Below are 13,309 nucleotides of genomic sequence, written 5' to 3' on the forward strand. Positions count from 1 at the left end.
TACGCTAATGCCTAAGTCCTACGCTAATGCCTAAGTCCTACGCTAATGCCTAAGTCCTACGCTAATGCCTAAGTCCTACGCTAATGCCTAAGTCCTATGAGTGAAAATCGCTACTCTTCCGCGATACCAAAAACGCGGTTAAAGGCCTTGCTAACCTTATAACCCGAATCAATGGACTCAAGGGGGTCTTTTCGCAGGCGATGGCGCAAGGAAAGGACAACGACTCGCCGAATATCATCTACAGTAACTTCTTCCCGTCCTTCAAAAGCAGCCAAGGCTTTAGCAGCGCGGTTGGTGACGATATCTCCCCGCAACCCATCCACATCCAGTTCCGAACAAACTTCAGAAATATTCACCCGCAAGTCATAATCGATCGCCACATTTTTGAGACGATGTTGGGCGCTGACTAATTTTTCCTGTAGGGCATCTTGTTCCCCCTGATATTGGTCGCAAAAAGCGTGGGGTTCCCCATCAAACTGCGATCGCTGTTCGACAATTTTCACCCGTAAAGCCGGCTCTTTCACCGTATGAATTTCCGCGTGCATTCCAAAGCGATCGAGCAATTGGGGGCGCAATTCCCCTTCTTCAGGGTTTCCCGATCCCACCAACACAAAACGAGCAGGATGGCGAATAGAAATCCCCTCTCGTTCTACCGTATTCCAACCACTTGCCGCAGAATCGAGGAGAACATCCACAAGGTGATCATCAAGAAGATTAACTTCATCCACATAAAGAATGCCCCGATTAGCTTTAGCCAGCAAACCAGGCTCAAACGCCTTCACCCCTTCCGAAAGTGCTTTTTCAATATCGATCGTGCCGCAAACCCGATCCTCCGTCGCCCCGAGGGGTAGATCGATCATCGAGACTTTTTTACGGATCGTGGCAAAAGTTTTTCCTTCAGCCATAGCCGTGCGAAGTTCATCGCTCATTAAATCAGGGTCTTTGGGATCGCTATTAAAAGGATCGTTTTCAACGATTTCAATTTCTGGCAATAACTCCGCCAGAGCGCGGATAGTCGTAGATTTCCCCGTACCGCGATCGCCCATAATCATCACCCCACCAATTTTAGGATCGATGGCGTTGAGTAAGAGAGCGAGTTTCATTTCCTCTTGACCGACAATAGCCGTAAAAGGAAAAACAACACGACGAGTTTGGGTAGGTTGTGGCGGTGGAGCAACAGTTGCTGTCATAAAACTTTATATTTCTCAGGCCAAAATGCAAGATGAACTACTAATATTTGCAGAAAAACAAATGTTTATTTATATTAACGCTTTGTCGCCCCGATTCTCTCAAGATGAGAAACTGAAAGCTCTTGCGCTTAGGTCAGTATTTCCTCGTAGAGTCTCTTTTGGGGATTTCCTGAATATTGTCAATTGTTAAATTTATGTTAAATTGCTCAAACTGAAAGTAAGGATATCCGCCTTTCTCCTCACTAAGAGTGAAAACAAAAAAAGTTGAGACAGGTAAAAATTCGCTATGATAGATTATGATAGATTCTTATCTTTCCCAGTCTCAACATAGGTGAGTAGGGGAAAGGAATTCCACTTATCAAGTTAGTTAGTTAGTCGATTGCCTTATGACCATCATTCCTGCAGATTATCTCAATGAAATTGCCGACGAGTACGGCGTGACCGATGCGGAATTGGAAGTTTTGTCCCTGGCCATTCAAGGGGTTTCCAATGCCGATATTGCTGCCCGCTTGAATATTCAAGCCGCCGCCGCCCGCAAGCGTTTGGGTGAAATTTACAAAAAGTTTCACATTTCCGGAGCCGGCCCCGGAAAACTGGCCAAACTCCAACAAATTCTCGTCGAACGCCATCGGATGAAAGAGGCTCGCGGTGGTGACGATCTCGAACCCAAGACCGATCCGAGCCAACCTTTGCGAGATTGGGGACAAGCTCCTGATGTCTCTATTTTCTACGGTCGCGAAGAAGAGTTAAAAACCGCCAGCACCTGGATGATCGAAGAAGATTGTCGCGTTCTCGCCCTGTTGGGTATGGGAGGAATCGGCAAAACTTCCCTTTCCGTGAAACTGGCCAAACAGTCCGAAGAAGAATTCGATTGTGTTGTCTGGCGATCGCTTCGTCAGGCACCGTCTTTATCGGAATTGCTGACGGATTTATTGCGAATCCTCGCCCGTCCCGCTCGTTCGATTCTTTCGGATCCTCTCGACGAAAAAATCTCTCATCTGATTAAAGTCTTGCGCGATCGCCAATGTCTGTTGGTTTTGGATCGCGTTGATGCCATCCTCAGCCCCGAAGAATTGGCCGGTCAGTATCGCGACGGCTACCGCAATTATGGCGACTTCTTCCGCCGCTTGGCAGAAGAAACCCATCAAAGTTGCGTAGTTCTCACCAGTTTGGAAACCCCTCGTGAAATTGCGCTGCGGGCGGGCAATAATGCTCCCGTTCGTACCATGACCCTAGGAGGCTTGCAAACAGACGATGCTGGCGAAATCTTTAAAGTTAAAGGCCTCGATAGCAAAACCGAAGAGAAGAAAAAATGGGCTGATTTGGTGGAACTTTATCGCGGCAACCCCTTAGCGCTGAAAATTGTTGCCACCACCATCAAAGAACTGTTCGGCGGTAGCGTGCGAGAATTCCTCAAGCAAAATACCCTCGTCTTCGGCGATATCGATACCCTCCTAGAACAACAACTTTCGCGCTTGTCAGAATTGGAACGAGAAATCGTTTACTGGCTGGCGATCGAGCGTTTCCCCGCTTCGATGGAACAGTTGCAAAATGATATTTTGCTGCCTCTGCCTCCAAAAGATATCTTGGAAGCCCTCGAGTCCTTGAAACGACGTTCTTTAATCGAGAAAAGCCAAGAAGACGGTGTGGCCGTGTTTGCCCTGCAACCCGTGGTTATGGAATACGTGACCCAGCAGTTAGTCGAGCAAGTTTGTGCAGAAATCGTTGAACTGAGCCGCTCTCAGAAACTCGACAAGGTGAAAACCTTCCGTTCTCATTCCTTGTTGAAAGTGGATGAAGAAGACAGCGAATTGCGGACTTTGCAGGAGAATCTCTTGCTTAAGCCCGTAAAAGAGCGCTTGTTGCGGATGTTCCGCAGCGATCGCCGTCTCAGCGAACGTCTCGGCAAGATTCAAGTCCTCCTTGAGGATAAATTCCCCTTGGAAGTGGGCTATTCCATCGATAACATTCTCAATCTGCTTGGCGAACTCAATCTAGAGCCGGTGGCGAATTAGAGTTGTAAAGAATTGTTAAAACTGGTTGGATTTTGCATAAAAAGACTTGGTTAATTCCAAATCTTTATTAGAGGGGCTAATTTTCCTAGTCTTACTGCACAAACCCAACGAGTCGCAATTCGGTGCGGCACATTACGCCATGAATGCTCTAGATCCTGCTATTACCTATTGCATCAATCCTGATTGCCATCACCCTAATCCTGAGCAGCTTGAAGAATGCGAAATCTGCGGTACACCGTTGTTAATTAACAATCGCTATCGTGCCATTCGCCCCTTGCGGGAACTGTCACCAAGCTCTGCCACGGATATTTACGAGGTGGAAGACTGGAGTTTAGAACCGGAACAGATGGGTACAAAAAAAGTTCTCAAAATTCTCAAATTAAATAGTTCGCGCTTATGCCAATTGTTTGAGGAAGAAGCGCGGGTATTGATTTGGTTGAGACATCCTTGTATCCCAAAAGTTGAATCGGTGGGTAGTTTTACCGTCTCCTTTGCCAATACCTTAAAGCCGTTACGTTGTTTGGTGATGGAACAAATTCCAGGGCTGAATTTAGCCGCGCAAGTTGAGAAAACTGGGGCGATCGCAAGTCAACAGGCGATCGCCTGGTTGAGTCAAATGGCTGAGATTTTGGCCTTTGTTCACCATCGCGGCTTATTACATCGGGATATTAAACCGGACAACATCATGTTGCAACCGGATGGGAAACTCGTGTTGATCGATTTTGGAATTGTGGGAAATTTCCAAGGCGATCGCGCGCGAGTAGGAACGCCAAATTATATGGCTCCCGAACAAAAAAGCGGTAACGCGGTAGTGCAATCGGATTTGTATGCGTTAGGACGGACGATGGTTCATCTCCTGACGGGACAAAATCCTATCAATTTACCCGAAAGGGAAGGACAATTACTGTGGCGAGAGCGCGTGTCTGGGCTAAATCCTCAGTTCGCTGCGCTGATTGATAATCTTATCGCAACTTCAGTAAGGGAACGTCCAGCTAGTGCGATGGTGGTATTAGAGAGCCTCCATCGACTAGGAACAATACCCTCGATTTCCGAAAAACGTTTGCTGAATGCCTCTTGGCCAGCGATCGCCTAATTGGAGATCGAATAGCAGAGATCGGGTTTGTGTGTGTTTGAATATTGCTTATCTTGTATTGAAGAAGGCGATCGCCAATTGGCGATCGCCTTCTGTTTGTGTGGTAAACCGCTTCGGGGGCATCTCCTCGCCGCCTGCAAGCGATTAATAGTCCGATGCTTCGGGATTTTCAATTGAGTTGGGGAGAGAAAGAGCAATTTGATAAATGTGGCGGCGAGAAATATCCGTCGATTGTGCCAGATGGCGACTGGCTTGGGATCGCGACATTCCCTCTTCTAAAAGTTGTTGTAATTCGGCGGCGATTTCTGTTTCCGTGAGAGTTGTCGGGTTTTGGGAAATTCCGGCAATAACGAGGGTAAATTCACCTTTGGGGGGACGTTGACTGTAATGGGCGATCGCCGCTTTAATGCTACCTTGCCAGAATTCTTCGTGGAGTTTGGTGAGTTCCCGTGCCACAACAATAGGGCGATCGCCCCCCAAAGTTGCCGCCAAATCCTGCAAAAGAGAGAGTAAGCGGTGGGGTGCCTCATAAAGAACAAGAGTGCGAGATTCTGCTTGCAGTGAAGTGAGGCGATCGCCCTTGGCTTTGGCTTGAGTTGGTAAAAAGCCCTCAAAAACAAAGCGATCGCACTGCAAACCCGAGGCCACTAAAGCAGTAATTCCAGCACTAACTCCCGGAATGGGGACAACAGGGAGATTATTTTCTCGACAGGCTTTAACCAACTCGTAACCGGGATCGGAAATCCCAGGCATCCCCGCATCCGTAACTAAGGCGATCGCCTCTCCAGATTGCAAACGCTGAATTAATTCAGTCAAACGCTTGTGCTTATTATGTTCGTGATAGCTAATTTGCGGCGTTTGAATTTGAAAATGTTTTAATAGCTTTCCCGTGTGGCGAGTATCTTCTGCGGCAATTAAATCCACTTCTTGCAAAATACGAACCCCCCGAAAGGTCATATCCTCCAGATTCCCGATAGGCGTACCAACCAAATAAAGCATTAAAAAAATATTCCTTATGTTGACTGTTGCCTCTTGCCTCTTGCCTCTTGCCTAATTGCCTCTTGCCTCTTCCCATGCAAAGCAAATGTCTGTAATGATACCATGAAGGAATATTACTTCGGGCAATACCCCGACTCCTATTCGTTTCAGTGCTTATGTTCACCGACCAGCAAACGCGATCGCATCATCCCCTCGGCGGACTCACCTCAAAACAAGTTGAAATCAACCGCGAAAAATATGGGGCAAATGTCCTAACTCCCCCAGAACAAGAACCTTGGTGGCGTTTATTTTTAGAAAAATTTGCCGACCCCGTGATCCGCATTTTATGTATTGCGGCCATAATCGCGATCGCGGCGGGGGCAGTGCAAAACGATTATATCGAAGGATTGGGGATTATCGTGGCGATCGTTTTGGCCACAACTCTCGCCTTTGTTAATGAATACCGTGCCAATCAAGCCTTTGAGATTCTCAATCAATATGTGGATGATGTCAAAGTGCGAGTCATTCGCGATGGCTGTGCAACCACAGTACCCCAGAAAGACATCGTTGTAGGAGATTGGGTCTGTGTGGAACAAGGGGACGAAATTCCCGCCGATGGGGAAGTTGTGGAAGCCGTGTCTCTCCTAGTGGATCAAGCCAAAATTACAGGAGAATCGGAACCCGTACAAAAATTTACCCCTTCCGAAACCAAAGAACAGGCTGCAATAGAAGCAACTTATCCCGCGTATAATCTTTATCGCACTACCATTGTCGATCAGGGAAATGGCATCTTTGCCGTCACAGCAGTGGGCGATCGCACGGAAATCGGAAAATTAGCGCGGGCTGTAGCAACCATCGAAAATGGGGAAGATACCCCCCTCAACCAACAACTCGATCGCCTTAGCAAACTGATCGGAGTGGTAGGGCTATCTTTTGCTACGGTCATTTTCATTGCTTTAACAATACGAGGCTTTCTGACGGGAGAATTTTACCTAACGGGACAGCAGGGCTATTTTTTGACCTTTTTGGTAGCCAGTATTGCGATCGCACTGATTCCGGTTTGGTTGCCCGTAGTTTATGATGGCTTAGACTTTCTCGATCGCGGCATTAAGGCACCGGAATGGCTGGATGATAGTTGGGGAAATTGGCTCAAAGCTGCTGCTGTGGGGGGACTGGTTTTGGTCATCGGGGCTGGAGTTGGCTATCCTTTGCATCTCGTTCCGGTTTGGGGGGAAACCTGGCTACCCGCAGAAGCAGGATTCGCCCTCTTAGAATACTTTATGGTTGCTGTGACTATTATCGTCGTTGCGGTGCCGGAAGGGTTGCCCATGAGTGTTACCCTTTCCCTTGCTTATAGCATGAAACGCATGGCGGATTCTAATAATTTAGTGCGGCGGATGCACGCTTGTGAAACAATTGGGGCAGCGACGGTTATTTGTTCTGATAAAACAGGGACATTAACGCAAAATAAAATGCGGGTTCACGAAGTTGTCTTTCCTGTGTTAAAAGCCACAAAAGTTGCCGATTTGGACTTCGCCCGCAATTTAATTGCCGAGGCGATCGCCGCCAATAGTACCGCCGATTTGGAAAAAGAAGAGGGAAAACCCACCAAGGCGATCGGCAATGCCACAGAAAGCGCTTTACTTCTTTGGTTAGATGAACAAAATCTTGACTATCTCGACTATCGCTATAACTTAAAAATTGAATTTCGACTCTCGTTTTCGACAAAGAATAAATATATGGCAACCTTTGGTCATTCTTCCGTAACTGAAGGAGAAATTGTCCATATTAAGGGTGCGCCAGAAGTCATTCTCGAACGCTGTTCTGAAATTCTTACCGAATATGGAGTTCTACCTCTGCATAACCCAGAACCGATTTTGTCAGCGTTGAATGACTATCAGAAACGGGGAATGCGAACATTAGGTTTAGCGTACCAAAATTTGCCTGACAATTTAATGCAGCCAGATCTGGAAGGACAGAAGAAACCCCATTTAACATGGTTGGGATTTGTGGCGATCGTCGATCCTTTGCGCCCCGGTGTTTCTGACTCCATTAAAACTTGTCTCAATGCGGGCTTAAAAATAAAAATTATTACTGGAGATTGTGCAGAAACGGCAGAAGAAATTGCTCGAGAAATCGGTCTTTGGCAAGGGGAAGAAGAACGGCATCAGTATGCCTCTCTTACTGGTAAAAAGTTCCGCAAAATGAGCGATGAGAAGGCTAGAGAAGCAATTCAAGAGTTAAAAGTATTATCTCGTGCCATTCCCTCGGATAAGTTGCGCTTAGTCAAACTCTTACAAGAGCAAGGTGAGGTTGTTGGCGTAACAGGAGATGGTACAAATGATGCGGGAGCATTAAAACAAGCAAAAGTGGGTTTAGCAATGGGAAGTGGAACCGCGATCGCCAAAAATGCCAGCGATATTATTTTATTGGATGATTCTTTTCAAAGCATTGTTAATGCCATTGTTTGGGGGCGTTCTTTATACCAAAATATTCAACGCTTTATTCTCTATCAATTAACGATTAATGTTGTCGCTTTAGGAATTGCTTTACTCGGACCTTTTATCGGGATTTCCCTGCCCCTTACAGTAACACAAATGCTTTGGGTTAATTTAATCATGGATACTTTTGCGGCATTGGCATTAGCAACAGAACCTCCCCATGAGACAGTTTTACAAGACCCCCCTCGAAATCCAGAAGCGTTTATTATTTCCCCAGACATGATCAAAAGTATTCTCAGCAATGGTTTAATCTTTTTAGGATTTTTAGCTGCCTTTTTAATCTATTTACAAAAAGATGGCAACATCGATCCTTACGAGTTATCCGTCTTTTTTGCCGTTTTTGTTTTTATTCAGTTTTGGAATTTATTTAATGCACGCTGTTTGGGATTAAAGCAATCCGCATTTAAAGGAGTGTGGCAAAATAAAGGTTTTATTGCGATCGCGGCGGCAATTTGTATCGGACAGATTTTAATTATTCAATTTGGGGGAGAAGTCTTCAGAACTGTTCCCCTTTCCTTACAAGATTGGTTTGCTATTATTGGTACTACCTCGATCGTTCTCTGGATCGGTGAAGGGTGGAGATGGGTCGCCAATCGATCTTAAAGCAAAAATGACTGAACGTATTGAGAAACTGCACCCTTTGTATTCTGTTTGTGATATAATTGTAGTATCGCTGAATTTGACTTTGTTTTTCTTCTCATTTTCTCGTAATTTTTCTGGTAATTTTTGCAGATGAGGATTTAGCATAGAAGGGTGATTGAACTGTACTCTCCCTTGGATTCCTTAAAGTCGGGTCGCTGGTTTAAACTAATCTGTGGAGCCAGTTTCCAACATCTCCCGGCGATACGCTCTCTCGCTTTAGCCTATACTTTAGCGGGAGTCGATTGTGTTGACGTTGCAGCCGATCCAGCCGTAATTGAAGCGGCCAAAGAAGGATTTGCGATCGCCAGAAAAATTGCCGATGCTGCAAATCAAAGCAATAGACCTTGGTTGATGGTCAGTCTTAATGATGGAGAAGATCCTCACTTCCGCAAAGCAGAATTTGATGCTACTCAATGTCCGTCAGACTGTCCCGCACCCTGCGAGAAAGTTTGTCCCACCGATGCGATCGCCTTCACGGAAATCGCATCGGGGGTTATTGATGCACGCTGCTATGGTTGCGGTCGCTGTTTATCTGTCTGTCCCGAAAATTTGATTTTCGCCAGGTCTTGGGTTTCCACCCCTGAAACCGTCGTACCGTTGATTTTGCAACCCGAAATTGATGCCCTTGAAATTCACACTCAAGCGGGCAATTTCCGGCATTTTCAGCGACTGTGGCAGGCGATCGCCCCGAAATGCGATCGCTTAAAATTGCTGGCTATTAGCTGCCCCGACAGCCCCGATCTACTCGATTATCTTGCCTCCTTATATGAGTTAATTTCCCCCTTACCTTGTCCCTTAGTTTGGCAAACCGATGGTCGTCCCATGAGCGGGGATCTGGGGAAAAGTACAACTTATCCGGCGATCGCACTTGCCCAAAAAGTCCTAAATTCTGGGCTTCCAGGCTATATCCAACTCGCAGGAGGAACGAATCAACATACAGTGTCCGTGTTGAAAAAAAAGGGGCTATTGGGTCGAGTTGCAGGTGTCGCTTATGGCAGTTACTCTCGCAAACAACTCACACCCCTTCTCGATCGCCTAGAAGCGCAAAGCCTTGCTGACGGGAACAAACCCTATCTTGAATGCTATCCCGATTTACTTTGGCAAACAGTCGCCCTAGCACGCAAATCGATCTCTCAAATCAAACCTTCATTAAGCGGTTAAAAAGTCAAAAGTGCAGGGAAATTTCCCGCCAACTCTTTCTTTTCCCGTTAATTTTCTCCCTTTGTTATGGCAAACTTCAAGAGCAATACTCCCGACGGAAACGAACGCGATCGCAATTTAAGCAAAACAAATTTATTATCTTCTTCAGCACCTGCTGTGTCCAAATTAAACGATTCCCATCACAACCCCAAAACCAGAACGGAAATCACAGACGATCTCGATCGCCTTCTCGATATCCTTCCAGTTAAGATTCGCACCGCTTTAGAGGGTCATCCCAACAAAGATAAGGCGATCGAAGTTGTTTTAGATTTGGGACGCTTACCCGAAGTCCGCTTTTTCGATGACGCGGAATATTTGAGCCAAGACCCGGTTACAAAAGAAGATTTACAGCATAGCATCGAACGGGTAGGACATTTTAGCGGCGATAATCGCGCCGGAATTGAACGAACCTTGCACCGCATTAGTGCCATTCGCAACCGTCAAGGCACGATTATCGGGCTAACTTGTCGCGTGGGACGGGCGGTCTTTGGTACCATCGGACTGATTCGGGATCTTGTAGAAACCGGGCAATCTATTTTGCTGCTGGGTCGTCCTGGGGTCGGGAAAACAACGGCTTTGCGGGAAATTACCCGGATCATCGCCGATGAGTTGAAAAAACGGGTGGTCATTATCGACACCTCCAACGAAATTGCTGGGGACGGGGATATTCCTCACCCGGCGATCGGTCGCGCCCGTCGGATGCAGGTGGCAAAACCAGAATTACAGCATCAGGTGATGATCGAAGCGGTGGAAAACCACACCCCTGAAGTGATTATTATTGATGAGATCGGTACAGAATTAGAGGCTTTAGCGGCGCGTACCATTGCCGAAAGGGGGGTTCAATTAGTGGGAACTGCTCACGGTAATCAAATCGAAAATTTGATTAAGAATCCCACTTTAGCCGATTTAATTGGCGGCATTCAAGCTGTTACCTTGGGGGATGATGAGGCACGGCGCAGGGGGTCCCAGAAGACGGTTTTAGAGCGCAAAGCCCCTCCTACCTTTGAAATTGCCGTAGAGATGCAGGAGCGCTATCGTTGGGTGGTACATCCCGATGTGGCCGATACCGTCGATCGCCTGTTACGAGGACGGGAACCCATGCCGGAAGAGCGGACTTTTGACGAAAGTGGGGAACTTAAAATCGTCCAAAATGACCCTCCTCTCTACTTGGTGAATTCTAGCCAGAAAAATGCTCACGAGCCTTCGCAGCCGAGGGGATGGCGGGCTTCCGGGCAAATGCGTGCTTTACCCAGTTTAGACCCCAAACAATCCGAATCGGACTTTGAAGAGATGCTGGCTCGCTCTTGGCCGCCGGAAAATTGGCAAGAGAAAGTGCGGCTTCCAGGTCCCAATGGGGAAGATTTGCCCTTGTATGTCTATCCTTACGGTATCGGGCGATCGCAGTTGGAGCAGGCGATCGATGTACTGAAGTTACCTGTAATGCTCACTAAGGATATGAATAGCGCTGATGTGGTTTTGGCCTTGCGATCGCAGATTAAAAACCATTCTAAGTTACGGCAGATTAGTAAAGCGCGACAAATTCCCATTCATCCAGTCAAATCCAATACTATCCCTCAAATTAGCAAAGCCTTGCGCCGGGCGTTGGGGATGGAGGACTTAAGTAGTTCTGATGCGGTGGATCTGCGGTTGTTTAGTTTTAATGGTAGCGACGATGAACTCGAAGCGCTAGAAGAGGCGCGGTTAGCGGTGGAAAATATCGTCATTCCCAAAGGACAACCCGTCGAGTTGTTGCCGCGATCGCCCAAAGTTCGCAAAATGCAGCACGAATTGGTGGAACATTATCGCCTCCAATCTGATAGTTTTGGGGAAGAACCTAATCGCAGATTGCGGATTTATCCGGCATGATTTTAAATGTAGGGATGTTAAATTTAACGTCCCTTCTCTCCGATCTAGAATTGACTCCTACTGGCGATCGCCAGTGCTGTTTTTCTGTAATCCAGGGTGACGGGGATTTGTAGATAGCAAACCCAGCGTTTCTTCATCGATCGCTATGTCTCTGATGGTACAATGAAAATGTTCGCCTATTTAATATTACTTTTTGATCCAAAACCTCATCCTTTAATATTACTTTTTGATCCAAAACCTCATCCTTTATTATGTGTTGAAGAACCCGAAAATTAACTTTATCCAACTCTCTTAATAGAAATCAAAAATATAGATCATTTATCGGCATTAGCACCTTTTCATAATCATCGGCGGTGATCTTGCCCACTGCGGAAACAGCAAGGACGCGATCGGGTAAATCTGTCAGAATTTTAAACATTTGAGAACTCCTAAATTAAGTATCTAAAAATTGTGTATTCCGATATGCGAGAGGTGCAAGCTCCGCTTTTATAACGTCTTGAGAAAACCAATCAAGTCGGCTAGATCTTCATTGCCAATTTGCCAGCGTGGCATATCCCTGTTGAACATTTTTTTGCCATCAGGATCTTGACCTTGCGTAACAGCCAAACGAAATTTTTCAGCATCGAATTCATCCTTGAGGGTTGACCAACGAATGTCTGGAGCGTCCATCGTCTGCATTCCTGCCGTTGTATGAACACCACCCCTACCATCAGAGCTATGACAAACCGCACAGCTTAGACCCATCATGCCGCCCTGTGAGCCATTACCCATCATGCCGCCCTGTGAGCCATTGCCCATCATGCCGTTGGAGATGGGAGCATCAGTATAGGTAATGTTTGTGCCGCGATCGCTCGTGGAGGAGAAATAGATGCGTTCACCGTTGGAACTATAGCTCCTTGCTGTCTGAGCGTTTCTATTGGGTGCTGCTGTCTGCATAGGCAAGTTCCCCTCTGTCTGCATAGGCAAGTTCCCCTCTGTCTGCATAGGCAAGTTCCCCGCTCTCTGGGTAGTTCCATTGGGGACTACCGATTGCTGGTGAGAGCCACAGGTTACGAGTAGCAGCATTACAGCAACGGCCAAGAAGCAATTTGTGATTATTTTGATTTTCCGGTTCATTATTCGTTCTCCATTAATAGTAATAGTGATTATTTTGATTTTCCGGTTCATTATTCGTTCTCTGTTGATAGCGATCGCTGCTTAGGCTTGAGAGAATTCTTACGGGGCGATCGTGACACGCTCACAAGCCAATAAGCGAGCAGTTTCACACGGTCATTCACCACAAACCATGCCAAGGCATAGCCCCAAACGAACAGTGCCAAACCCCAGCCGAGTGGTGTCATAAAAAGACCATAGACGGCGATCAGCGTTGCTAAAATTTGTGTGCCGAGTACGGCGATCCAGAGAATTTTGGCGGGAGGAATAGACCAGAATGGACCGCGTGTCCGCGTCAGAAAAATCGTCAGATGTCCAGCTACAGACAGTTTCAAATACATCAAGGTCTGGATGTGGTCGCGATCGAGATGGAAGACGCGCTCACCCAGATAAAACAGACCAAATGCGGAGACAACCCCGATCAAACCCAGCATAGTGGAAACCCCCAGCACCATCCGCATATCCCAAGACTCCGGCTGATTTTTGTACTGCACGTTGTCATAAGCAATAGACAGAATCGCGCCGTCGTTGAGCAACGCCAGCATCACGATCATCACTGCCGTCAAGGGATAAAAATTGAACAAAATGTCGAGTGCAGTCCCTACCCATAATCTTTGATTTGGGTAGGGTTAGCGAGACCAACAAAGGAAATCGCGAAGCATCCGACTAGAG

The 13,309-nt window shown here is 46.8% G+C and carries 8 protein-coding genes and 1 pseudogene; 5 read left to right on the forward strand and 4 right to left on the reverse strand.

Annotation, left to right across the window (positions count from 1 at the left end):
* Window positions 1–110: 110 nt before the first annotated feature.
* The gene (bchI, locus tag JUI58_RS03650) at window positions 111–1,190 is read right to left on the reverse strand and encodes a magnesium chelatase ATPase subunit I (RefSeq protein WP_204102387.1); all 1,080 of its coding nucleotides are present in this window, start codon (window positions 1,188–1,190) and stop codon (window positions 111–113) included.
* A 386-nt stretch (window positions 1,191–1,576) separates the two neighbouring features.
* Here bchI and JUI58_RS03655 point away from each other — a divergent pair, with 386 nt between their 5' ends.
* Together JUI58_RS03655 and JUI58_RS03660 are read left to right on the forward strand one after the other, a co-directional pair.
* On the forward strand, window positions 1,577–3,205 hold the full coding sequence (locus tag JUI58_RS03655) for an NB-ARC domain-containing protein (protein WP_204102388.1): 1,629 nt from the start codon (window positions 1,577–1,579) through the stop codon (window positions 3,203–3,205).
* A gap of 46 nt (window positions 3,206–3,251) precedes the next feature.
* Entirely contained in the window at window positions 3,252–4,298 is a 1,047-nt protein-coding gene (locus JUI58_RS03660; protein WP_204102389.1) for a serine/threonine-protein kinase, read from the forward strand.
* Between the two features lie 144 nt (window positions 4,299–4,442).
* On the opposite strand, the gene rsmI is transcribed toward JUI58_RS03660, so the two are convergent.
* Window positions 4,443–5,297, reverse strand: a complete 855-nt coding sequence (rsmI, locus tag JUI58_RS03665; RefSeq protein WP_204102390.1) for a 16S rRNA (cytidine(1402)-2'-O)-methyltransferase — start codon at window positions 5,295–5,297, stop codon at window positions 4,443–4,445.
* A gap of 155 nt (window positions 5,298–5,452) precedes the next feature.
* Between rsmI and JUI58_RS03670 the strand changes: the two genes are divergently transcribed.
* From JUI58_RS03670 to JUI58_RS03680, 3 genes are all read left to right on the forward strand, one after another.
* On the forward strand, window positions 5,453–8,380 hold the full coding sequence (locus tag JUI58_RS03670) for a calcium-translocating P-type ATPase, PMCA-type (protein WP_204102395.1): 2,928 nt from the start codon (window positions 5,453–5,455) through the stop codon (window positions 8,378–8,380).
* Between the two features lie 150 nt (window positions 8,381–8,530).
* Complete coding sequence (locus tag JUI58_RS03675; protein WP_204102391.1) at window positions 8,531–9,580, forward strand: circadian clock protein LdpA; 1,050 nt, start codon at window positions 8,531–8,533, stop codon at window positions 9,578–9,580.
* A 66-nt stretch (window positions 9,581–9,646) separates the two neighbouring features.
* A complete protein-coding gene (locus JUI58_RS03680; protein ID WP_204102392.1) occupies window positions 9,647–11,485 on the forward strand; it encodes a R3H domain-containing nucleic acid-binding protein in 1,839 nt (612 codons plus the stop codon).
* A gap of 486 nt (window positions 11,486–11,971) precedes the next feature.
* Here the strand turns inward: JUI58_RS03680 and JUI58_RS03685 are convergent, their stop codons facing one another.
* A complete protein-coding gene (locus tag JUI58_RS03685; protein ID WP_204102393.1) occupies window positions 11,972–12,421 on the reverse strand; it encodes a cytochrome c in 450 nt (149 codons plus the stop codon).
* A gap of 230 nt (window positions 12,422–12,651) precedes the next feature.
* Window positions 12,652–13,224: pseudogene (locus JUI58_RS03690) on the reverse strand (metal-transporting ATPase); the annotation flags it as partial.
* Window positions 13,225–13,309 lie beyond the last annotated feature (85 nt).

The organism is Spirulina sp. CCY15215, from assembly GCF_016888125.1.
Lineage (GTDB): Bacteria > Cyanobacteriota > Cyanobacteriia > Cyanobacteriales > Spirulinaceae > CCY15215.